A 21,074-nucleotide genomic window follows, 5' to 3' on the forward strand; every position below is an offset into this window, starting at 1 on the left:
GCCAGTTACCGAGGGTATGCGCCTCCTCACCCGAAAACGGACGTCGAGAAGACGTCCTCCCAGGCCGCCCGCAGCCGCCGCACTCCCTCGGTGATCTCGGCGGTGCTCGCGACCGCCGCGAAGCTCAGCCGCAGGTGGGCGGCCGGGGGTTCGGCGCTGAAGTAGGGGCGGCCCGGGGTGAGCGCGACACCGGCCCGCAGGGCGGCGGCGACCAGCACGGACTCGTCGGTGCCCTCGGGCAGCCGGGCCCAGAGGTGGTAGCCGCCGGACGGCACGTGGGGCAGGGCGAGCGCGGGCAGCTCGCGGTGCAGCGCGGCGGTCATCGTCTCCCGGCGGGTACGCAGTGCGGCGGAAAGGGCCCGCAGGTGGCGCGGCCAGGCGGGTGCCGTGAGGAGTTCCAGCGCGGCCTCCTGCAGCGGGCGCGGCACGAAGAAGGTGTCGACGACCTGGATGGCCCGAAGCCGCTCGAACACCGGGCCCCGGGCGGCGAGCGCGCTGACCCGGAAGCTGGGCGAGGTCACCTTGGTGAGCGAACCGACGTGCACCACCACCCCGTCCGGGTCCTCGGCGGCGAGCGGCGGCGGCAGCGGGCCCGCGTCCTCGTGCACCAGCCGCCGCACGAAGTCGTCCTCGACGACGAACGCCCCCGCGGCGCGCGCGATCCGCAGCACCTCGGCCCGGCGCCCGGGGGCCAGGACGGCGCCGGTCGGGTTCTGGAACAGCGGCTGGCAGACGAGGACGCGGGCGCCGCTCGCCCGGAAGGCGTCGGCGAGCAGGGCGGGCTTGATGCCCTCGGCGTCGACCGGCACGGGCACCGGGCGCAGTCCGGCGGCGCGGGCGATGGCCAGCATCCCGGGGTAGGTGGGTGACTCCACGAGGACGGGGGCGCCGGGCGGGGCGAGCGCGCGCAGGGCGGTGGTGAGCGCGGACTGGCCGCCCGCGGTGACCAGCACGTCGGCGGCGGTGACGGCGCCGCCGATGCCGCGCGCGAACCATTCGCGCAGCTCCGGCAGCCCTTCCATGGGCGGACGGCCCCAGGCTCCCGGGCGGCGGCCGGCCCGGGCCAGGGCGGCGCCCATCGCCCGCTCCGGCTGGAGCGAGGGGTGCGGATAGCCTCCGTTGAACTCGATCACCCCGGCGGGCGGGGCGGCGAGGGAGACGAGCACGCCGGAGGCGTCCACGGTGCGGGGCACGTGCTCGGTCGTCGGGTCGGCGCTGAGCGCCACCTCCTGCCAGGCGGTGTCCCCGGTGGGGGCCGGGGCGGTGCGCGGGTCCGCGCGGAAGGCGCCGGAGCCGGGGCGGGTGACCACCAGGCCCTCGGCGGCGAGCTGTGCCAGCGCGCGGGAGACGGTCACCGGGCCGGCCCGGAACCGCTCCACGAGGGCTCTGCTGGACGGCAGTTTCTCTCCTACCGAGTAGCACTTCAGTTCCTCGCGGAGGGTTTTCGCCAGCTCTGCCACGCTGTTACGCTCGTGCATGAGAGCTGAGGGTAGCGCTATCGACGAGAGCACGGTAGCGGTCGGACAGGGGTCGCGGAGTGGCCCGGGCGCCCCGGAGGGGGGCGCGGGGCGGTCGGCACGGCATCGTCCGCTCGGGGGCGTGGTGCAGGCCGCATCCGGGGTCCTCGCCTTCTCCCTCACGTTTCCCGCCACCGTCTGGGGTCTCGAGGGCTTCGGCCCCTGGTCGCTCGTGGCGGTGCGCAGTGTGCTGGCGGCGGTGCTCGCGGGCGGATGCCTGCTTGCCCTGCGGATACCGGTGCCGCCGCGCAGGCACTGGGGCGGGCTCGCGGTGGTGGCGGGCGGCGTCGTGGTCGGGTTCCCGCTGCTGACCACGCTGGCACTGCGCACCTCGACGACCGCGCACGCGGCCGTGGTGGTCGGCCTCCTGCCGCTCACGACGGCGCTGTTCTCGGCCCTGCGGGTGGGCTCACGGCCGTCCCGGTCCTTCTGGCTCGCCGCGTGTGCCGGGGCGGCGGCCGTGATCGCGTTCACCGTGGGGCAGAGCGGGGGCGCGCTGAGCGGGGCGGACGTCTATCTCTTCGGGGCGCTGGTGGTGTGCGCGGCCGGCTACACCGAGGGCGGGCGGCTGGCGCGGGTCATGCCGGGCTGGCAGGTGATCGGCTGGGCGCTGGTGCTGTGCCTGCCGGTGTCCCTGCCGGGGGCCTGGGTGGCGCTGGCCCAGGAGCCGGTGACGTCGGGGTGGCACGGACTGGCGGGCCTGGCCTGGCTGGCGGTGGGTTCGCAGTTCCTGGGGCTGGTGGTCTGGTACCGGGGGATGGCGGCCGTGGGCATTCCCCGGGCGAGTCAACTGCAGTTGGCGCAGCCGCTGTTGACGCTGGTGTGGGCGGTGCTGCTGCTGGGCGAGGGGCTGACGTGGGCGGCGCCGGTGACGGCGGCCGCGGTGCTGGTGTGCATCGCGGTCACGCAGCGGGCGCGGACCTGAGGGCCTTCCCTCCTTCTTCCCTCCTTCGCCGTACGGTCGGTGACGGTCAGGCGAAGCGCCGCCGGGTCGCCTCGTCGGCCGGCAGGAAGGTCTCCATGTGGAGGCCCTCCAGGGCGGCGTCGGTGGGGGTGGTGAGCCGGGCCGAGGTGCTGAAGAAGCGCAGGGGCGGGCCCTCCTCCATGGCGAGTTCCAGGGTGAGGACCGGGCCGCCGGGCGGCGCGGCCCGGTGGGTGCCCTCGAGGTGCCTCCCGGCCTCCTCGGCGAGCGCGAGGTGGCGCGGGTCGTGGGAGCGCTCGGCCCGGTGCACGAGCTGGTGGTACAGGTGCGAGGCCCACTCCGCGAAATTGCCGATCCGCGGCGCCAGGCCCTCGGGGTGCAGACACAACCGGACGACGTTGACCGGCGGTTCGAGCAGGTGCGGGGCGCAGCCCGCCAGCAGCGCGTCGAGGCCCGCGTTGGCGTCGACGACGTCCCAGTGGTCGCCGAGGAGCAGCGCCGGGTAGGGCAGGTGCGCGTCGAGCAGTCCGCGCAGCCCGTCCATGACCAGGGCGACCGAGGTGTCGTCCAGGCCGTGCTCCGGATACCGCGGCGCGTATCCGCCCGCCAGCAGGAGCCGGTTCCGCTCGCGCAGGGGCACGTCGAGGTGGTCCGCCAGGTGCAGGATCATCTCCGGGGTCGGACGCGCCCGGCCGGTCTCCACGCGGCTGAGGTGCCGGGTGGAGACCGCGGAGCGGTTCGACAGTTCCTGCTGGCTGAACCGGCGGCGTTCGCGCCAGCCGCGCAGCAGCGGGCCCACTTCGCCGGTGTCCGTGGCCGTGGTCATGCCAGGCAGCGTAGAGCCCCCGGGCGTGCTCGCCATGACCTCGCAGGTCATGGTCCGGCGCGCGGTGCCCGTCCACTCTGGTCCCGTCAACGCAGCGAAGAACACCAAACGACGGCACGACGGCACGACGGGCCGACAGAGCGACGGAGGACGGACCATGGACACGAAGAGCGTCGTCGAGGCATACCTGGCCACGTGGAACGCCGAGGGCGAGCAGCGTGCGAAGCTCCTCGCCGCGCACTGGGCGCCCGACGTGACCTACACCGACCCGCTGGCCGACGTCAGCGGTCACGCCGGGCTCACCGCGCTGATCGACGGGGTGCGGGCGCAGTTCCCCGGCTGGGTGTTCACGCCGGTCGGCGAGCCGGACGGCCACCACGGCCGGCTGCGGTTCCGCTGGGGCCTGGGGGCAGCGGGCGAGGAGCCGACGGTGGTCGGCTTCGACGTCCTGGTCCTGGACGGCGAGGGCCGCATCCGTGAGGTCCTCGGCTTCCTGGACAAGGTGCCCGCCGGCGCCTGAGCGGCCGAGGAGACGGTCCGGGCAGCCCCCCACGGCCGAGGGGGCTGCCGCCGGCACCGTGCGGCTCCTCAGTGCAGCGGCCGCCGCCCCGGGCGCGTCCGCCGCGCGTAGTGGTCCTCGACCACCTTCGTCATGGCACCGATCGGGTCGGCGCCCACCTCCTTGGCCGAGAAGAAGACGTGCCCCGTCACCTCGGGGTACTCCGCCGCGAAGGTGAGGTGGCGGGAGAGTTCCGCCGTGTCCTGCCAGGCCTCGGGCTGCGCCGGGTCGCCCGCCTTGTACAGCGCCTCCCCCACGTAGAGTTCGACGCCCGTACCCTTCGCCACCGCCGACCACCACGGCACCAGTTCCGCGTAGTCCGCCGCCGGGAAGCCGATGTTCCAGTAGACCTGCGGGCAGAGGTAGTCGATCCATCCCTCCCGCACCCATTTCCGCGTGTCCGCGTACAGGTCGTCGTAGGTCTGCACGCCCGCCCGGGTGTCCGAACCGCGCGCGTCCGTGGCGGCGTTGCGCCAGACGCCGAAGGGGCTGACCCCGAAGCGCGCGGCGGGCCGCGCCGCGCGGATGCCGGCGGCGGTCTCGAGGATCAGCTTGTCGATGTTGTCGCGGCGCCAGGCGGCCCGGTCGGGGAAGCCCTCACCGTGCGCCGCGAACGCCGCGTCGTCGTCGAAGGTCTGGCCGGCCACCGGGTACGGGTAGAAGTAGTCGTCGAAGTGGACGCCGTCCACGCGGTAGCGGCGCACCGCGTCGAGCATGGCGTCCCGCACGAAGGACCGGACCTCCGGCAGCCCGGGGTTGTAGTAGAGCTTGCCGCCGTAGGGCACCACCCAGTCGGGGTGGCGGCGGGCGGGGTGGCTCGCCACCAGCCGGCTGGGGTCGGTGTGGTTGGCGACGCGGTAGGGGTTGAACCAGGCGTGCAGTTCGAGTCCGCGGGCGTGGGCCTCCTCGACGGCCGTGCCCAGCGGGTCCCAGCCGGGGTCCTGCCCCTGCGTGCCGCTCAGGTACTCCGACCAGGGCTCGTACGGCGAGGGCCACAGCGCGTCGGCGGTGGGCCGGACCTGGAAGAAGACGGCGTTGAGCTTGCGTTCGACGGCGACGTCGAGGTGGGCGCGGAGTTCGGCCCGCTGCTGGGCCGCGGTCAGTCCGGGCCGGGTGGGCCAGTCACGGTTGGAGACGGTCGCCAGCCACATGCCACGCATCCGGTTGCTTCCGCCGCGCCGGCGGCGGCCCTCGGCGTCCCGGTCGACCGCCGCCGCGTCGCCCGCGACCACCAGTGACGTCAGCGCGGCCATCGCGAACGTCCGCCGTGACAACCGTCCCATCGCACACCCCCACACTCCGCCGGCCCGCCCGGCGCGGGTCGTCCGGCGCACCAGCATGCCCGACCCGGGCGATCGATCATCGGTACTTGAGGGTAACGTGCACGATCGGAGCAGGCGCCGGACCACGGACGCCGCACCGGGGGGCTCGCGCACCGCGAGGGCACGAAGTGGACCGAAGCAGAACGAAGGGGACGATGTGACCGACATCGAACGCGTCGGAGTGGTGGGCTGCGGCCAGATGGGCGCGGGCATCGCGGAGGTGTGCGCGCGGGCCGGCCTGGAGGTCAAGGTCGCCGAGACCACCGGCGAGGCTCTCGAGATCGGCCGTACCCGGCTGTTCAACTCGCTGAGCAAGGCGGCCGAACGCGGCAAGATCAGCGAGGAGGAGCTGGCGGCGACGCAGGCGCGGCTGAGCTTCACCACCGATCTGGGCGAGTTCGCCGACCGCGACCTGGTGATCGAGGCCGTCGTCGAGAACGAGCTGGTCAAGACGGAGATCTTCCAGGTCCTCGACCAGGTGGTGACCCGCCCCGACGCGATCCTCGCCTCCAACACCTCCTCGATCCCGCTGGTGAAGCTGGCCGTCGCCACCTCGCGGCCGGACCACGTGGTCGGCATCCACTTCTTCAACCCGGCCCCGGTGCAGAAGCTGGTCGAGCTGATCCCCGCGCTCACCACCTCCGAGGGCACGCTCGGCCGGGCCCAGCTCTTCGCCGAGAAGGTCCTCGGCAAGCACGCGATCCGGGCGCAGGACCGCTCCGGCTTCGTGGTGAACGCGCTGCTGATCCCGTACCTGCTCTCCGCGATCCGGATGTTCGAGTCGGGGATCGCCAGCCGCGAGGACATCGACAACGGCATGGAGATGGGCTGCGCCCACCCGATGGGCCCGCTGAAGCTGTCCGACCTGATCGGCCTGGACACGGTCGCCTCGGTGGCGGACAGCATGTACCAGGAGTACAAGGAGCCGCTGTACGCCGCTCCCCCGCTGCTGCAGCGCATGGTCGACGCGGGCCGGCTCGGCCGGAAGACGGGTTCGGGGTTCTACACCTACGCCTGACCCCCGTTCCACGGGCCCGGCACTCCCTCGGGAGCGCCGGGCCCGTGGCGTTCGCCTCATGGGCGGGCGGCGGCACGGGCGCTCAGGGCCGCATGTCCCCGCCGAGCCGCAGGTGATGCAGGAGCAGTAACGCGGCCGCCATGGTGGCGGCCGGGACCTCCCCGCGGGCGACCAGGTCGGGGACGAGCTTGAGCGGGACCCACTCCCTGCGCTCGGACTCGAAGTCGTCCACGGGGTGCCCCGTGTAGGCGCCCTCGTCGGTCCAGTAGACGTGGTGCCGTGCGTCGGTGAGCCCGTTGGACGGTTCGGCGCTCATCAGGTGCCGCAGCGGTCCCGGCCGCCAGCCGGTCTCCTCCTCCAGTTCCCGGGCGGCGGCCGCCGCGAGGTCCTCGCCGTCCTCGACCACGCCCGCCGCGAGTTCCCAGCCCCAGCTGTCGGTGATGAAGCGGTGCCGCCACAGCAGCAGCACCTCGTTGGCCTCGTTGACCACGGTGGCCGCGGCGACGGGCCGCAGCCGGATGAGGAAGTGGTCGAGGTGCCGGCCGTCCGGCAGGACGACGTCCGCCAGATTGACGCGGAACCAGCGGTTCTCGTACACCCTCTGTTCGTTCTCTTTCGTCCACTGCACGGTTCTGCCACCTTTCGTTTCGACGAGGTGGCAATATCCCAGCGGTCCTTCCACCGGGAGGGACCTACAGCGGCACGCGCAGGGCGCCGTCGATGAGGGCTGCGGCCTCCGCCGTGCCCGCGCAGCCGCTGCGGACCAGGTGCTCGCGGACCGCGCGGAGCCGGTCGCGCAGCCGCTGGGACTCCATGCCGCGCGCGGCCTCCGTCATCTCCACGGCCGTCGCGGCCGCCTTGTCGGCATCGCCCCGGCGCAGCTCGATGTGGCTCAGCATGGCCAGCCGGTGTACCCGGCCGCGGTCGTGCGCCGGGGTGCCGACCGCGGCGGCCGCGTGCCGCTCGGCCGCCGTCAGGTCGCCGAGACTGAGCAGCGCCTCCGCCACCTGGACGTTGACCAGACCGGGCTGGACGTATCCCGTCTCCTCCGGTTCCCGGCCGCGCCGGATGCGCTCGGCTGCGGACTCGGCCCGCCGGATGCGGGACAGCGCGCCACTGCCGTCGCCGAGGTGCGCGTACGCCTTGGCCTGCATCGCGTACAGGTCCGAGGCGAGCGCGGGGGTGATTCGCTTGCCCGCCGTGCGCAGCGCGGCCTCGGCGAAGGCGAGGGCCTGCCGGTACTCCCGCAGGAACAGCGACTGGTTGACGAGCAGCGCGATCACGTACGCGCCGAGCCCCCGGTCGCCGCTTGCCTTCGCCAGGCGCAGCGCCTGGTGGAAGTAGCGCTGGGCAAGTCCGTGGGCGTCGGAGTCGTAGGCGCAGATCCCGGCGACCGCCACCAGACCGCCGGTGGCACGGTGCAGCTGCCTGCCGGTGGCGTCGGTGTAGCCGCCGCGCAGCAGCGGGGCCGCCTCGGCGTTGAGGAAGCCGACGATGCGGGCGCGGGTCGCGACACCGCCCGCCTTGCGGTACATCTGCTCGTAGTGGCCCCGCGCGCTGCGCAGCAGTTCGATGTCGGCGGGGCTGACACGGTGCCGGCCGCCGCGCGAGACGTCGGTGTCCTCGGGCGGGTTCTCCCATTCCCACACCGGCATCACGGCGGGCGTACCGGTGACGGCGGGGGCGCCGAGGACGTGCGGGCGCTGCTGCTCGTCGGAGCGCCACAGGGCGGTGGCCCGCTCCACGAAGCCGGAGAGGCTGGAGTGGCCGCCCGCGTACGGGGCGGCCCGGTCGCCGGGAAGGCCGAGCCCGATGTCGTCCAGCGTCACCGGGCGGTGCAGCCGGGCGGCGAGCACCTCGCAGATCAGGTCGGGCACCTGGCCGCGCGGGCGCTGCCCCTTCAGCCACCGGGCGACGGCGGTGTGGTCGTAGCGCGGTGCCAGGCCGCGGGCGCGGCCCGCCTGGTTGACGTGCGCGGCGAGGCCGGCGTGCGAGACGCCCGCCTCGTCGAGGATCGCGTCGAGCAGAGTGTTGGGCTGCATGCCGGGCCCCCCGGTCCCTCGCCGTGCGCGGTGCGCGTCCCTCGCGGTGCGCGATGCGCCGTGCGCACAGGGTAGGACGCGCCGGTTCACACGGGGTGCGAACGGAGTGCGCGCATCCGGGGCGTGCGCCCGCTGTCGCGGGGCGTGGCCGGTGGGTTGACTGGGGTGCCTCGCAAGAGGCGGCCGGGCCGCCGGCTCCCCCTCGTACCCGACGGCGGCCCGCCCCGGCGTATCGGTTCCCACCGATACGCCGGGGGCCTGCGCGCCGCTGAGGGGCGCGGGGCCTCAGCCCCGCAGTACCGCGCCCGTGCGGCTGCCCGCCAGGGCGACCGCCGCGTCGCGCGCGGCGGACGCCTCGTCCACCGTCAGCGTGCGGTCCTCCGCGCGGAAGCGCAGCGCGTACGCGAGGGACTTGCGCCCCTCGCCCAGCTGCTCCGCGTTCTCGTACACGTCGAACAGCCGGACGGACTCCAGGAGTTCGCCGGCACCCTCGCGCAGCGCGGCCTCGACGTCGGCGGCGGGCACGGCCCGGTCGACGACGAGGGCGACGTCCTGCGTGGCGACGGGGAACGTGGCGATGCGCGGCGCGGCGAGCATGCCCTGCCCGGCCCGCTCCAGCACGTCGAGCTCGACCTCCGCGGCACAGGACCGCTCCGGAAGGTGCATCGCCTTGACGACCCTCGGGTGCAGCTCACCGGCGTGACCGACGAGCGTCTCGGTGCCGTCGACCAGCGCGTAGAGCGCCGCACACCGACCGGGGTGCCAGGGGGCGTGCTGCTCGGCGCGCACCGTCAGTTCCACGCCGTACTCGCCGGCGACGGTCCGGGCCGCCTGGATCGCGTCCGCCCAGTCGGAGGGACGGCCCTTGCCCCACCAGCCGGCCTGCTCACGGGCGCCGGCCAGCACGACGGCGGCGTGGCGCGGCTGGCGCGGCAGCGCGGCGTCGAGCGCGGCCAGGTCGGCCTTCGAGGGCCTGCGGTCCACGGGCAGCCGCTCGGGGATCCGCTCCTCGCCCGTGGGCCGGAAGACCAGGCCGGTCTCGAACAGCGCGAGGTCGTGGCTGCCGCGCCCGTCGTTGCGGCGCAGCGCGCCGAGCAGGCCCGGCAGCAGCGTCGTACGGAGGGCGGGCTCCTCGTCGGAGAGCGGGTTGACCAGGGTCACCAGCGTCCGGCGCGGGTCGCCCGCGTCCAGGCCGAGCTGGTCGAGGGCGGCCTCGCCGAGGAACGGGTAGGTGAGCGCCTCGACGTAGCCGGCGCCGGCCAGCGCCCGGCCGACCCTGCGGTGCAGCCGCTGCCGCTCGGTCAGCCCGTGGCCGGGCAGCGGCCGGGGCAGCGTGGAGGGCAGGTTCTCGTATCCCTCCAGGCGGATGACCTCCTCCGCCAGGTCGTTGGGGTCGGTGAGGTCGGGCCGCCAGGACGGCACGGTGACGAGCAGTTCGTCCTGCCCATAGACGTCGCAGCCGATCTGCTGCAGCCGCCGGACGACGGTCTCGCGGCCGTAGGTCACGCCCGCCACCTTGTCCGGGTGGTCGGCCGGGACGGTGATCGTGTGCGGCGCGGAGGGCGCGATGATCTCGGTGACGCCGGCCTCGGCGGTGCCGCCGGCGAGCAGCACCAGCAGGTCGACGGTGCGCTGGGCGGCGGCGGAGGCGGCCTCCGGGTCGACGCCGCGCTCGAAGCGCCGGGAGGCCTCCGAGGACAGTTTGTGCCGGCGGGCGGTGCGCGCCACGGACACGGAGTCGAAGTGGGCGGCCTCGACGACGACCTCGGTGGTGGTGCCCTCGGTGTCGTCGATCTCGCTGTTGGCGCCGCCCATGACGCCGGCCAGGCCGATGGGACCGCGGTCGTCGGTGATGACCAGGTCGTCGGTGGACAGCTCGCGGGTGACGCCGTCGAGGGTGGTGAGCCGCTCGCCCTGCTCGGCCCGGCGTACGCCGATGGCGCCCTGGACGCGGGAGCGGTCGTAGGCGTGCAGCGGCTGACCGAGCTCCAGCATCACGTAGTTGGTGACGTCGACGGCGAGGGAGATCGGGCGCATGCCCGCCTTCTGCAGCCGGCGGGTCAGCCAGATCGGGGAGCGCGCCTCGGGGTCGAGGCCGGTCACCGTGCGGGCCGTGAAGCGGTCGCAGCCGAAGGGGTCGGCGACCTTGACCGGGTGGCCGAAGGCGTTGGGCGCGGGCACGTCGAGCAGCGCCGGGTCGCGCAGCGGGAGGCCGTAGGCGATGGCGGTCTCGCGGGCGACGCCGCGCATCGAGAGGCAGTAGCCGCGGTCGGGGGTGACGGCGATGTCGAGGACCTCGTCGACGAGCTGGAGCAGCTCGATGGCGTCGGTGCCCACCTCGTGCTCGGGCGGCAGCACGATGATGCCGTGCGTGCCGTCCTCACCCATGCCCAGCTCGTCGCTGGAGCAGATCATGCCGTGCGAGACCTTGCCGTAGGTCTTGCGCGCGGAGATCGCGAAGCCGCCGGGCAACTCGGCTCCGGGCAGCACCACGACGACCTTGTCGCCGACGGAGAAGTTGCGGGCGCCGCAGACGATCTCCTGCGGCTCGCCGGTGCCGTTGGCCTGCCCGACGTCGACGGTGCAGAAGCGGATCGGCTTCTTGAAGCCCTCCAGCTCCTCGACGGTCAGCACCTGACCGACGACCAGCGGGCCCTTGAGGCCGTCGCCGTGCTGCTCGACGGTCTCGACCTCGAGGCCGGCCGAGATGAGCTTGGCCTGTACGTCGCGGCCGGTCTCGGTGGCCGGCAGGTCGACGTACTCCCGCAGCCAGGAAAGCGGGACCCGCATCAGATCTCCATCCCGAACGGCCGGGTGAACCGGACGTCACCCTCGACCATGTCTCGCATGTCTTCGACGTTGTGGCGGAACATCAGCATCCGCTCGATGCCGAACCCGAAGGCGAAGCCGCTGTACTTCTCCGGGTCGACGCCGCAGGCGGTGAGCACCCGGGGGTTGACCATGCCGCAGCCGCCGAGCTCGATCCATCCCTCGGAGGAGCAGGTGCGGCAGGGCCGGTCGGGGTTGCCGACGGAGGCGCCCTTGCACACGTAGCAGAGCATGTCCATCTCGGCACTCGGCTCGGTGAAGGGGAAGTAGTTCGGGCGCAGCCGGGTCTTCATCTCCGCGCCGAACAGCGACTGGACCATGTGGTCGAGGGTGCCCTTGAGGTCGGCCATGGTGAGGCCCTCGTCGATGGCGAGCAGCTCGATCTGGTGGAAGACCGGGGTGTGCGTGGCGTCCAGCTCGTCGGTGCGGTAGACGCGGCCGGGGCAGACCACGTAGACCGGCGGTTCGCGGTCGAGCATGCTGCGGGCCTGCACCGGGGAGGTGTGGGTGCGCAGCACGACACCGCTGTCCTCGCCCTTGCCGCCCTCGACGAAGAAGGTGTCCTGCATGGTGCGGGCGGGATGGTTCGGCGCGATGTTGAGGGCGTCGAAGTTGAACCACTCGGCCTCGGCCTCGGGGCCCTCGGCGATCTCGTAGCCCATGGAGACGAAGACGTCGGCGACGCGCTCCATCATCGTGGTCAGCGGGTGCCGGGCGCCGGCGGGGACGCGGTCGTAGGGCAGCGTGACGTCGACGGCCTCCTCGACCAGCACGCGGGCGTCCCGCTCGGCCTCCAGTTCGGCCTGCCGGCCGGCGAGGGCCTTGTTCACCGCGCCGCGGGCCATGCCGACGCGCTTGCCGGCGTCCGCCTTGGCGTGCGGGGGCAGGGCGCCGATCTCGCGGTTGGCGAGGGCCAGCGGCGAGGCCGGCCCGGTGTGGGCGACCTTGGCCTCGTGGAGCGCGTCGAGGGAGTCCGCGGCGGCGAAGGCGGCGAGCGCCTCGTCCCGCATGCGCTCGATCTGTTCCGGTTTCAACGCCTCGACCTCGACAGGGTCGTACGACTTATTGGGTGCCGACATCTCTTCCCGTGCTTCCGGTTGCTGGCTGATGGGTCCCCGTCACCGATCCGAGCTGGGATCGTCACCGACTTCGGGACGCAAAGGTGCCAAAGGCCGAGTCTAACGGGGGTGAGGTGTGCGAATGCGCCCGTGGGTCCGGGGCCGCTCTCAGACGAGGTAGGCCGGGAGTGCCACGGGCAGCGTAAATCGGAACAGGGCGCCGCCGCCGGGGGCGCGGCCGACCGTGATGACACCGCCGTGGGCTTCGACGATGCCCTTGACGATGTACAGCCCGAGGCCCGTGCCGCCGCGCTTGCTGCCCCGCCAGAAGCGGGTGAAGACGCGGTTCATGGACTCCTCCGGGATGCCGGGGCCCTCGTCGCTCACCGTGACCGACGTGCCGGCCTCCTCCCCTTCTCGGGGGGACGCCGAGGGCGTGATCTCGATGGTGACGGTTCCCTCCCCGTGGCGCACGGCATTTTCCAGCAGGTTGCTGAGCACCTGGTCGATCTTGTCGGGGTCGGCCCACAGAGCGGGCAGCGGGTGCTCGATGCGGAGCAGGAACCGGTCGGCGGGCTGACCGGCGGCGACGTAGGCCTGGATGTGCCGGCCGACGGCGGCACCGATGTCCACGGGCTGGCGGCGGACCTCCAGGCGCCCGGAGTCTATGCGGGAGATGTCGAGGAGTTCGGCGATGAGCCGGGTGACCCGGTCGGCGTCGGCGTCGACGGTCTCCAGCATCAGCCGCTTCTGGTCGTCGGTGAACCTCTCCCACTTGGCGAGCAGGGTCGCGGTGAACCCCTTGACGCTGGTCAGCGGGGAGCGCAGCTCGTGGGCGACGGTGGCGATCAGCTCGGCGTGGCTGCGCTCGGTGCGGCGGCGGGCCTCGGTGTCGCGCAGGCAGACGACGACGCGGCGGACCGGGCCGCCGGGGCGCACGCGTACGTAGCGGGCGGAGACGAGGACCTCGCGGCCGCCGGGCAGCAGCAGGTTCCGCTCGGGCTGGCGGGTGCGGATGGCGAGGCCGCCGTAGGGGTCGGTGAGCTGCCACCAGCGGCGGCCCTCGAGGTCCTCCAGCGGCAGCGCCTCGGCGAGGGGACGGCCGAGGACGTCGGCGGCAGGGCGGGCGGTGATGCGCGCGGCGGCGGCGTTGAAGCGGACGACGAGGCCGTGCGCGTCGGCGACGACGAGGCCGTCGGGGAGGTCGTCGAGGACGAGGCCGGGCCCGGCCGGGTCCGCGTCGGGATCACCGGCCTCGCTGTCCCGAGGGTGTCCGGCCCCGGTCCCCGGTTCCCTGCTCGTGCCGACACTCATCCCCGCACCCCACCTCTCTTCCGGCGTGGGCCCCGAACCCTGGTCACCCTACTGGCCGCCGGTGACGGACCGGCACCCTCCGGCGGCACGCTGTGCCCGCGCGGACGCGTAGAGACATACGGCCGCGGCGGTCGCCAGGTTCAGGCTCTCGGCCCTTCCGTGGATCGGGACGCGGACGACGGCGTCGGCGAGGGCGCGGGTCTCCTCGGGCAGTCCCCAGGCCTCGTTGCCGAACACCCAGGCGGTGGGGGTGCCCATCGTGCCCCGGTCGAGCTCGTCGTCGAGGTCGTCGGCCCCGGCCCCGTCGGCGGCGAGGACGCGCACCCCGGCGTCCCGGAGCCCGCCCACGGCCCGCTCCACGGTGACGCCGACGGCCACCGGGAGGTGGAAGAGCGAGCCGACGGAGGCGCGCACCGCCTTGGGGTTGTACAGGTCGACGGAGGCGTCGGTGAGGACGACGGCGTCCGCGCCGGCGGCGTCGGCGCAGCGCAGCACGGTGCCGGCGTTGCCGGGGTCGCGGACGTGGGCGAGGACGGCGACGAGGCGGGGCCGGGCGGCGAGGATCTCCTCGAACGGCGTGTCCAGGAACCGGCAGACGCCGACCAGGCCCTGCGGGGTGACGGTGGTGGAGATGTCCGCGATCACCTCCTCCTCGGCGAGGTGGACGCGGGCGCCCGCGGACCGGGCCGCCGTGACGATGTCCGCGTAGCGCTCGGCGGCCTCGGCCGTCGTGAAGAGCTCGACGAGCGTCGCCCCGTCCCCGTCCGCTCCGCGGTGTCCGACGGCCTCCCGCACGGCCTGCGGCCCCTCGGCGAGGAACAGCCGCTCCTTGCCCCGGAAATTCCGCCGGGCCAGCCGCCTGGCGGCAGAGACGCGGGGGGAACGGGGAGAGATGAGCATGGGTGACCTTCGGACGGGTGCGGCGGACGGTGGGACGGGTGCGGCGGGCCCCCGGCGGCGTACCTCCGGAGGTGCCCCTGACGCAGTCGGACCCGCAGGCCGGTGGGGGCCTGCGGGTCCGACTTCACGACGGCTCAGCGTCGGTACGGCGTCACGCGGCCTTCGGCGCGTTGACGTCCGACGGCAGCGCCTTCTGCGCGACCTCGACCAGCGCCGCGAACGCGTTCGCGTCGTTGACCGCCAGCTCGGCCAGGATCTTGCGGTCGACCTCGACGTTCGCGGCCTTCAGACCCTGGATGAAGCGGTTGTAGGTGATGCCGTTGGCGCGGGCAGCGGCGTTGATGCGCTGGATCCACAGCTGACGGAAGTCGCCCTTGCGCTTCTTGCGGTCGTTGTAGTTGTAGACCAGCGAGTGGGTGACCTGCTCCTTGGCCTTGCGGTACAGGCGCGAACGCTGACCGCGGTAGCCGGAGGCCTGCTCGAGGATCGCCCGGCGCTTCTTGTGGGCGTTGACTGCCCGCTTGACGCGTGCCACTTGATTAACTCCTTGTAGCGGGGCCGCGGTTTGTCCTCACGCGGCCCGGAAACGACTGGGTCCCGGTCCTGACGTACGGCGCTCGGTGGCGCCCGTACGTCACTTGCCGAGAAGCTTCTTGATCTTCTTGGCGTCGCCCGGGGCCATCTCGGCGTTGCCGGTGAGGCGACGCGTCAGACGGGACGACTTGTGCTCGAGCAGGTGGCGCTTGCCGGCGCGCTCGCGGAGCACCTTGCCGGAGCCGGTGATCTTGAACCGCTTGCTGGCACCGCTGTGCGACTTGTTCTTCGGCATAGCGCCGTTCTCTCCTCGTCGGTGGCGTTCCGGTGCCCGGTTCGGGGAACCGGGCACGGTGGAACGTCGCTCTTGTATCGGTTACGTCCTGAGGGCTCGCGCCCCCGGGATCACGCCTCGGCCGAAGCCTCGGCCGGCACCTCGGCACCTTCGGCGCCGGTGGCGCTGTCGGTGTCCTCGGCGTCCGCGGCGTTCTGCGAGCGGCCCGGGTGGGCCTTCGCCTCCGCCTTGCGGGCTTCCTGCGCCTGGCGGGCCTCGGCCATCGCCTCGGTCTTCTTCTTGTGCGGACCGAGAACCATGATCATGTTCCGGCCGTCCTGCTTCGGGTTCGACTCGACGAAACCGAGGTCCTGGACGTCCTCCGCGAGCCGCTGCAGCAGCCGGTAGCCCAGCTCGGGCCGGGACTGCTCGCGACCACGGAACATGATCGTGATCTTGACCTTGTCGCCCTGCTTGAGGAACCGGACGACGTGACCCTTCTTGGTGTCGTAGTCGTGCGGGTCGATCTTCGGCCGGAGCTTCATCTCCTTGATGACCGTGTGCGCCTGGTTCTTGCGCGCCTCACGGGCCTTCATGGCCGACTCGTACTTGAACTTCCCGTAGTCCATGAGCTTGCACACGGGCGGACGGGCGGTCGCCGCGACCTCGACCAGGTCCAGGTCGTACTCCTGCGCAAGCTCCAGGGCCTTGGCAAGCGGGACAATCCCGACCTGCTCGCCGCTGGGACCGACAAGTCGCACCTCGGGAACGCGAATCCGGTCGTTGATGCGGGGCTCGGCGCTGATGGATCCTCCTCGGTTAGCACCACACGGCGGTCTGGCGGACAGCCGTGGTTTGTCTGGGTGACATAGGGACCAACCGTCGCGGCGCATCAAAAATGCCCCGACGGGACACAGGCGGGACTCCGAAGGGCCGGAGCACCGCCGCGGTCGACCGCGGGGCGCGCTTTCGGACGACTGCGCCGACCGTACGAGGACGTACGGATCGGTGACGATCGTCTGACCGGTGACCCGCCGTCCCTCAGGACGGTCAGGTGGGAGATCGGAGCCTCCACTTGTGGGCCGGACACGTACGTGTTCGGCCGGTCGTCACTCAAGGTTAACAGCCCGCGGAGGCGCGCGCCAATCCCGTGCCCGCCCCACCGTACCCGCGGGCCGGGGGCGGGTACCGCCGCCTCCGGTGTCGGGCCGGCGGGCGGCGGGCCCTATCGTGTCCTGCATGAGTGACACCTCCCCCTCGGACCGCCCCGAGACCGCCTCGCAGGGCCCCGAGGCCCCCGGCACGCCCGGCTTCGACGAGATGACCCGCGACATCGCCGAGGTCCCGGCCGTCGAGGTCATCGTGACCGTCGCGGTCAACCTGATGAGTGCCGCCGCCGTGAAGCTCGGGCTGACCGAGGAGGGCGACAAGTACAAGGACCTCGACGAGGCCCGCAAGCTGGTGACCGCCCTGGCCGGCCTGCTGGACGCGGGCGCGACCGAGATCAGCTCCTTCCACGCCGCCCCGCTGCGGGACGGCCTGAAGTCGCTCCAGCTCGCGTTCCGCGAGGCCTCGCTCGTACCGGACGAGCCGGGCCAGGGCCCGGGCGAGAAGTACACGGGCCCGGTCTTCGGCTGAGCCCGGTCGCCGCTCCGAGAGCGGCCGCTAACCCCTGATGTACAGCGCCTCGCCCGGCGGGTTGCTCCCCGCCGGGAGGAGTGCCAGGTCCAGTCCCCGCACCAGCCGGGCCCGCAGGGTCTCGTCGGCGGCGAGGCGGCCGGCCACCGCGCGGGCGGCCTGCGCCGGGTCCCCCTGAGGGTCCAGGACGAGCGCGAGCGTGCCGTCCGCCCGGCCCGGGCCCAGATAGGCGCCGAGGACCGCCGGCTCGGCGGCGACGGCGGTGCGCACGGCCTCGCGCACGGCGGGATCGGCCAGTGGATCGACCGTCGTCCGCCCCTCGGCGAGCGCACGCAGCGCCGGGCCGGTCAGCTCGTACGGCACCGGTCCCGACAGGTCGAGCACGAGCGTGTCCGCCTTCTCGTGCGCCGCGGCCTGCAGCGCCTGGTGCAACGGGACGGCGACGGGGCGCGCGGCGGGGTCCCAGCGGGCCAGCGCGGCGGTGGAGGTGAACGCGGGCAGCGCGGTACGCCCGCCGGCCTTCAGCGTGGGCACGGCCATGTCACTGGTCTTCTCGCGGCGCAGCCCGCCCACCCGTCTCCCCCCACCGCCCTCGCTCGACGCCTCGCGGCCCCCTTCATCGTCCTCCTCGACCTCCTCGACCTCACCGAGCACGGCGACGATGGGGACGAGCAGACGGGCGCCCTTGAGCGCCTCCAGGACGGGCGCGTGCGCGGAACGGTCCTCGGCCCAGGCGGCGAGCGCGGCGCTCAGCGCGGGATCGGCGGAGCCGTCGTCGTCGGAGAAGCCGGGGTCGGGGATGTTCTTGTTCGCCACGGTCACCGACCCTATAGGGGGCACCCGGGCCGGCTCGTACGGGCCCGTCCGCGTGGAGGGCGGGCCGGTGAGGGTGCCAGGGTTCGGGGTCGGCGGGTTCGGGAGCGGGGAGGCGTGGGTGGGGTCCGTGGGGAATGCGGCCGACGAGCGTGGCGGGGTGCTCACCGAGGCGATGGGGGCGGTCCCGGACCGGGTGCGGGTCTCGGTGGCCGTCCTCGACCGGGACTCGGGCGCCCACGCGGCCTACGGCGAGGGGGAGTTCGTCACGGCGAGCGTCGTCAAGGTCGACATCCTCGCGGCGCTGCTCCTGCGGGCGCGGGACGCGGGCCGCCCGCCGACCGCGCGGGAGCGGGCGTACGCCGCCGCGATGATCGAGCGCAGCGACAACGACTCCGCCTCCGCGCTGTGGGAGGCGATCGGCCGGGCGGAGGGCCTCGACGCGGCGAACGCGCGGTTCGGGCTGCGGGCCACGCGGGGCGGGGAGGGGCCGCTGTGGGGCCTGACACGGACCACCGCCGCCGATCGGCTGCGCCTGCTGCGGCAGGTGTACGGGGAGGGCGGCCCCTGCGGTGCCCCGCTCCTCGACGCGGACTCGCGGGCGTACGTCCGGGAGCTGATGGGGAACGTGGTGGCGGATCAGCGCTGGGGGGTGTCCGCGGCGGCCGGGCTCGGCCGAGGACCCGCACCGGCGTGCGCCCTGAAGAACGGGTGGCTGCCGCGGAGCGCCACGGGGCTGTGGGTCGTCCACAGCGTCGGGCGGATCACGACCGCCGAGGGGCACCGCTGTCTGATGGCCGTGCTGTCGGACGGGCACGCCACGCTCGCGGAGGGGATCGCGGTGGTGGAGGCGGCGGCCCGGGCCGCGGCCGGGCTGCTCGCCGGGGGCGGAGAGGGGACCGGGGCCGGGTAGCGCCCGGAGGGCGGCCGGTTACGGCAGCCGGGGGCCCGCTGGGTGCCGGGTGCGCCAGAGGACCACGGCCGCGACCAGCAGGACCGCGCCCAGGCCGCCCGCGAGGGGGCCCGCCCAGCCGAGGGAGTCGCCGTCCCCGTCCGGGTCCCCGGGGCCGGGGCCGAAGTACTTCTCGGGATAGGCGCCCGCGTGGAGCTGCCGGGGCTCCAGCCGGGCCGCCTCCCGGAGCGCCGCCGCGGGGTCGACGAAGCCGAAGCCGCGGGCGTCGTCGCGGCCCCCGCCGGGGGCGTTGCGGGCGGAGTCCTCCAGGAGTCGCTTGACCTGGGCCGGGGTGAGGTCCGGGTGGACGGCCTTGATCAGGGCGGCCGCGCCGGAGACGAACGCGGAGGCGGCGCTGGTGCCCCAGCCCTCGTAGTACTGGCGGTCGGGGTCGGCGATGACGACGTCGACGCCGGGGGCCGCGACGGTGGCGTACCAGTGGCGGGTGGAGAAGGCGGCACGGGTGCCGTAGCGGTCGACGGCGGTCGCCGCGATCACGCCCGGGTAGGCGGCCGGGTAGGAGATGTGGTCGCCCTTCTCGCCGCCGTTGCCGGCGGAGGCGACGACGACCGCGCCCCGTTCGAGCGCGTACTGCACGGCCTCGTCCTCGGCGGCCTCGGGGTGGGCTGCGTCGGAGTCGTCGCCGAGGGAGAGGTTGATGACGTCGGCGCCGTGGTCGGCGGCCCAGCGGATGCCCTCGGCCAGGGCGTTGCCCCGGGTGTCGCGGGCCTTGGCCCGGGAGGGATCGCCCTCCTCCAGGATGACCCGGACGGGGAGGATCTTCGCCTCGGGGGCGATGCCGAGGACACCGTCGGCCTCGCCCGCGCCATGCCCGTGACCGGCGATGATGCCGGCCATGGCGGTGCCGTGCCGGGCCCAGGGGCGGTCGCCGCGCGAGGCCCCGAAGCCGATCATGTCCTTGCCCGGCAGCACATTGCCGGCCAGGTCGGGGTGCTGGTCGTCGACGCCGGTGTCGAGGACGGCGACGGTCACGCCCTTGCCCTTGGTGGTCGCCCAGGCCTCGTCGGTGTGCATGGCGTCCAGGGCCCACTGCTGGGCCCGTATGCCGTCGGCGTGGGCGGTGCCGGCGGGGGTGAGCACCACGAGGGTGGCGGCGAACAGCGGGGCGAGGACCCGGGCGGCGGCGCGGCCGCGGCGGCGGGGCGAGGCGCTGGGGCGGGTCATGACGGCTTCTCCGTGGCGGAGGCGACCGCCGTGCGCAGACGGCGTTCGACGCGGTCGGCGAGACCCTTGGCCTCGTGGCCGAGTCCGGCCTGGGCGGGGGCGCTGGTGGCGCCGGAGGCGGTGGCCTTGGCGGCGGGCTGGGGGTCGGTGACCGTCCGGCCGTCGGCGAAGCCGGAGACGGCGTAGACGACGACGGGGGCGTCGGTGAGCACGGACAGGGTCCAGGAGGCGCGCTGGGCGTCCCCGAAGTCCGCGGCGACGGTGTCCTTCGCGGCGTACGGACGGGGCATGAGGTCGGGGCGCCGGTCCAGGCCCTGCGCCTCGACGCGGGTCCGCAGCGCGGCCATGGCGGTGGCGTCGGCGCGGGTGAACAGCAGGCCGACGGTGGTGACATGGCTGCGGGTGGCGTCGGTGTAGGTGGCGCGGAGCAGCCGGAGGCAGCCGACGGGGGCGAGGGCCTTGCGCAGCAGCGGGTCGAAGGCGTCGCGGCAGCCGGTGTCGGGGGCGACGGCGATCCGGGTCCAGGTGCGGTCGGAGCCGCCGGGGCCGGCGCCCTCGCCGTCGACGGTGGGCGGGAAGAGACGGTCGACGGGAAGGCTGTGCCAGAGGTCGCCGGCGGCGCTGTAGGCGGTGCGGGCGCCGTCCTCGTCCGCGCCGCCGCCGGTGAGCCAGCTGCCGGTGACGGCGCCGCCGAGGAGGCCGGCGCCGAGCACGAGGCAGGCCGCCGCGGCGGCGGCCCGGGTGCGTATGCGCTCGCCGAGGGGGTGCGGGCGGCGCGGGCGGCCCTCGGGGATCCCGGAGGTCTCGGGTCGGCCGAGGGTCACGTAGGGGCGCGCGGGCGCGGCCGCCGGGGACGACGGGGCGGGGGGTGCCGGGGGTGGGGGCGGCAGCGGTCCCGTGGTCTCGACGATGCCGCCGTCGGGGCGAGGGCGGGGGCGGGGACGGTGGACGCCGTCACTCGCCGACGGGGCCGGCCGGGCTGGTGGAACCGGTGGGACCGGCGGGACGGTTGGGGCCGGACGTGCCGGACGTGCCGGACGTGCCGGTGGGACGGGTGGGGCCGCCGGGGCGGGTGGGGTGTCCGGAAAGCGGGAGGAGGGGGCGGGCGGCGGGGGCGTGTCGCTGCCCACGCGCCGGGGGTGCACGCCGGAGCGCGGGGCGCCCGGGGGCGCGGGCGCCGCCGGGCCGGAAGCGCCGGGGGGACCGGATGTGGTGGAGGTGCCGGCCGACCCGGACGTGCCCGAGGTGCCGGACGTGCTCGACGTGCCGCCGGTACCCGGGGTGTGGCGGTGCGGGTGGCGGCCCGGGCCCGGCTCGCCGGGGCCCGGTCCGGGGCCGGGGACGTACGGGCGCGCGGGTCCGTGGGGGCGG

General features: G+C 74.3%; 19 protein-coding genes and 1 pseudogene. 5 read left to right on the plus strand and 15 right to left on the minus strand.

The genetic code is table 11. The features are described from left to right. Window positions 1–26 precede the first annotated feature (26 nt). Window positions 27–1,478 (minus strand): aminotransferase-like domain-containing protein, encoded by a 1,452-nt coding sequence (locus OHB09_RS06080; protein ID WP_319350897.1) that lies wholly within the window; start codon window positions 1,476–1,478, stop codon window positions 27–29. Between OHB09_RS06080 and OHB09_RS06085 the strand changes: the two genes are divergently transcribed. Beyond that, complete coding sequence (locus OHB09_RS06085) at window positions 1,477–2,442, plus strand: DMT family transporter (protein WP_319350898.1); 966 nt, start codon at window positions 1,477–1,479, stop codon at window positions 2,440–2,442. The genes OHB09_RS06080 and OHB09_RS06085 overlap by 2 nt on opposite strands. A 46-nt stretch (window positions 2,443–2,488) precedes the next feature. On the opposite strand, the gene OHB09_RS06090 is transcribed toward OHB09_RS06085, so the two are convergent. Next, entirely contained in the window at window positions 2,489–3,265 is a 777-nt protein-coding gene (locus OHB09_RS06090; RefSeq protein ID WP_319350899.1) for a helix-turn-helix domain-containing protein, read from the minus strand. A 157-nt stretch (window positions 3,266–3,422) separates the two neighbouring features. Between OHB09_RS06090 and OHB09_RS06095 the strand changes: the two genes are divergently transcribed. Beyond that, the gene (locus OHB09_RS06095) at window positions 3,423–3,785 is read left to right on the plus strand and encodes a nuclear transport factor 2 family protein (RefSeq protein ID WP_006141694.1); all 363 of its coding nucleotides are present in this window, start codon (window positions 3,423–3,425) and stop codon (window positions 3,783–3,785) included. A 68-nt stretch (window positions 3,786–3,853) separates the two neighbouring features. On the opposite strand, the gene OHB09_RS06100 is transcribed toward OHB09_RS06095, so the two are convergent. Continuing rightward, window positions 3,854–5,107: a glycoside hydrolase family 10 protein gene (locus OHB09_RS06100; protein WP_319350900.1), complete on the minus strand. Its 1,254-nt coding sequence runs from the start codon at window positions 5,105–5,107 to the stop codon at window positions 3,854–3,856. Between the two features lie 196 nt (window positions 5,108–5,303). Between OHB09_RS06100 and OHB09_RS06105 the strand changes: the two genes are divergently transcribed. Then, complete coding sequence (locus OHB09_RS06105; RefSeq protein WP_006141696.1) at window positions 5,304–6,164, plus strand: 3-hydroxybutyryl-CoA dehydrogenase; 861 nt, start codon at window positions 5,304–5,306, stop codon at window positions 6,162–6,164. Window positions 6,165–6,246: 82 nt separating this feature from the next. Here the strand turns inward: OHB09_RS06105 and OHB09_RS06110 are convergent, their stop codons facing one another. The 9 genes and pseudogenes from OHB09_RS06110 to infC all read right to left on the minus strand — a co-directional run bounded on the left by OHB09_RS06110 (window position 6,247) and on the right by infC (window position 15,946). Further along, on the minus strand, window positions 6,247–6,792 hold the full coding sequence (locus OHB09_RS06110) for an NUDIX hydrolase (protein ID WP_006141697.1): 546 nt from the start codon (window positions 6,790–6,792) through the stop codon (window positions 6,247–6,249). Window positions 6,793–6,856: 64 nt separating this feature from the next. Beyond that, the gene (locus OHB09_RS06115; protein WP_006141698.1) at window positions 6,857–8,206 is read right to left on the minus strand and encodes a hypothetical protein; all 1,350 of its coding nucleotides are present in this window, start codon (window positions 8,204–8,206) and stop codon (window positions 6,857–6,859) included. A 285-nt stretch (window positions 8,207–8,491) separates the two neighbouring features. Beyond that, window positions 8,492–10,996, minus strand: coding sequence for a phenylalanine--tRNA ligase subunit beta (pheT, locus tag OHB09_RS06120; RefSeq protein WP_328919134.1), 2,505 nt, complete (start codon window positions 10,994–10,996; stop codon window positions 8,492–8,494). Beyond that, on the minus strand, window positions 10,996–12,114 hold the full coding sequence (gene pheS / locus OHB09_RS06125) for a phenylalanine--tRNA ligase subunit alpha (RefSeq protein WP_006141700.1): 1,119 nt from the start codon (window positions 12,112–12,114) through the stop codon (window positions 10,996–10,998). Before pheS ends, pheT begins: the two co-directional genes overlap by 1 nt. Before the next feature lie 147 nt (window positions 12,115–12,261). Then, window positions 12,262–13,407, minus strand: a complete 1,146-nt coding sequence (locus tag OHB09_RS06130; protein ID WP_093592536.1) for a sensor histidine kinase — start codon at window positions 13,405–13,407, stop codon at window positions 12,262–12,264. A 48-nt stretch (window positions 13,408–13,455) separates the two neighbouring features. After that, window positions 13,456–14,307 carry a TrmH family RNA methyltransferase gene (locus tag OHB09_RS06135; RefSeq protein WP_006141702.1) on the minus strand — a complete coding sequence of 284 codons (852 nt, stop codon included), beginning with the start codon at window positions 14,305–14,307 and terminating at the stop codon, window positions 13,456–13,458. A 151-nt stretch (window positions 14,308–14,458) separates the two neighbouring features. Beyond that, the gene (rplT, locus tag OHB09_RS06140) at window positions 14,459–14,842 is read right to left on the minus strand and encodes a 50S ribosomal protein L20 (RefSeq protein WP_006141703.1); all 384 of its coding nucleotides are present in this window, start codon (window positions 14,840–14,842) and stop codon (window positions 14,459–14,461) included. 99 nt (window positions 14,843–14,941) lie between these two features. Further along, window positions 14,942–15,136: a 50S ribosomal protein L35 gene (rpmI, locus tag OHB09_RS06145; RefSeq protein ID WP_003947156.1), complete on the minus strand. Its 195-nt coding sequence runs from the start codon at window positions 15,134–15,136 to the stop codon at window positions 14,942–14,944. Window positions 15,137–15,246: 110 nt separating this feature from the next. Next, window positions 15,247–15,946, minus strand: a pseudogene (infC, locus tag OHB09_RS06150) (translation initiation factor IF-3). A gap of 408 nt (window positions 15,947–16,354) precedes the next feature. Between infC and OHB09_RS06155 the strand changes: the two are divergent. Continuing rightward, the gene (locus tag OHB09_RS06155; RefSeq protein WP_040896019.1) at window positions 16,355–16,753 is read left to right on the plus strand and encodes a DUF1844 domain-containing protein; all 399 of its coding nucleotides are present in this window, start codon (window positions 16,355–16,357) and stop codon (window positions 16,751–16,753) included. A gap of 27 nt (window positions 16,754–16,780) precedes the next feature. On the opposite strand, the gene OHB09_RS06160 is transcribed toward OHB09_RS06155, so the two are convergent. After that, window positions 16,781–17,569 (minus strand): SseB family protein, encoded by a 789-nt coding sequence (locus OHB09_RS06160; RefSeq protein WP_328921696.1) that lies wholly within the window; start codon window positions 17,567–17,569, stop codon window positions 16,781–16,783. A 67-nt stretch (window positions 17,570–17,636) separates the two neighbouring features. On the opposite strand from OHB09_RS06160, the gene OHB09_RS06165 reads away from it, so the two are divergent. After that, window positions 17,637–18,479 (plus strand): serine hydrolase, encoded by an 843-nt coding sequence (locus tag OHB09_RS06165; protein WP_319350903.1) that lies wholly within the window; start codon window positions 17,637–17,639, stop codon window positions 18,477–18,479. A gap of 18 nt (window positions 18,480–18,497) precedes the next feature. Here the strand turns inward: OHB09_RS06165 and mycP are convergent, their stop codons facing one another. After that, complete coding sequence (gene mycP / locus OHB09_RS06170; protein WP_328921697.1) at window positions 18,498–19,703, minus strand: type VII secretion-associated serine protease mycosin; 1,206 nt, start codon at window positions 19,701–19,703, stop codon at window positions 18,498–18,500. Continuing rightward, the gene (locus tag OHB09_RS06175; protein ID WP_040896020.1) at window positions 19,700–20,527 is read right to left on the minus strand and encodes a hypothetical protein; all 828 of its coding nucleotides are present in this window, start codon (window positions 20,525–20,527) and stop codon (window positions 19,700–19,702) included. The genes mycP and OHB09_RS06175 overlap by 4 nt, the downstream gene beginning before the upstream one ends. Between the last annotated feature and the right edge of the window lie 547 nt (window positions 20,528–21,074).

It is taken from the genome of Streptomyces griseoaurantiacus (assembly GCF_036189845.1).
Taxonomy (GTDB): domain Bacteria; phylum Actinomycetota; class Actinomycetes; order Streptomycetales; family Streptomycetaceae; genus Streptomyces; species Streptomyces griseoaurantiacus.

Excerpts from the sequence above, each read along its gene's own strand:
- pheT (WP_328919134.1), bottom strand. The coding sequence starts at position 10,996 with ATGCGGGTCCCGCTTTCCTGGCTGCGGGAGTACGTCGACCTGCCGGCC.
- OHB09_RS06135 (WP_006141702.1), bottom strand. The coding sequence starts at position 14,307 with ATGCTCATCTCTCCCCGTTCCCCCCGCGTCTCTGCCGCCAGGCGGCTG.
- OHB09_RS06090 (WP_319350899.1), bottom strand. The coding sequence starts at position 3,265 with ATGACCACGGCCACGGACACCGGCGAAGTGGGCCCGCTGCTGCGCGGC.
- pheS (WP_006141700.1), bottom strand. The coding sequence starts at position 12,114 with ATGTCGGCACCCAATAAGTCGTACGACCCTGTCGAGGTCGAGGCGTTG.
- OHB09_RS06155 (WP_040896019.1), top strand. The coding sequence starts at position 16,355 with ATGAGTGACACCTCCCCCTCGGACCGCCCCGAGACCGCCTCGCAGGGC.
- OHB09_RS06095 (WP_006141694.1), top strand. The coding sequence starts at position 3,423 with ATGGACACGAAGAGCGTCGTCGAGGCATACCTGGCCACGTGGAACGCC.
- mycP (WP_328921697.1), bottom strand. The coding sequence starts at position 19,703 with ATGACCCGCCCCAGCGCCTCGCCCCGCCGCCGCGGCCGCGCCGCCGCC.
- OHB09_RS06115 (WP_006141698.1), bottom strand. The coding sequence starts at position 8,206 with ATGCAGCCCAACACTCTGCTCGACGCGATCCTCGACGAGGCGGGCGTC.
- OHB09_RS06085 (WP_319350898.1), top strand. The coding sequence starts at position 1,477 with ATGAGAGCTGAGGGTAGCGCTATCGACGAGAGCACGGTAGCGGTCGGA.
- OHB09_RS06080 (WP_319350897.1), bottom strand. The coding sequence starts at position 1,478 with ATGCACGAGCGTAACAGCGTGGCAGAGCTGGCGAAAACCCTCCGCGAG.
- OHB09_RS06100 (WP_319350900.1), bottom strand. The coding sequence starts at position 5,107 with ATGGGACGGTTGTCACGGCGGACGTTCGCGATGGCCGCGCTGACGTCA.
- rpmI (WP_003947156.1), bottom strand. The coding sequence starts at position 15,136 with ATGCCGAAGAACAAGTCGCACAGCGGTGCCAGCAAGCGGTTCAAGATC.
- OHB09_RS06130 (WP_093592536.1), bottom strand. The coding sequence starts at position 13,407 with ATGAGTGTCGGCACGAGCAGGGAACCGGGGACCGGGGCCGGACACCCT.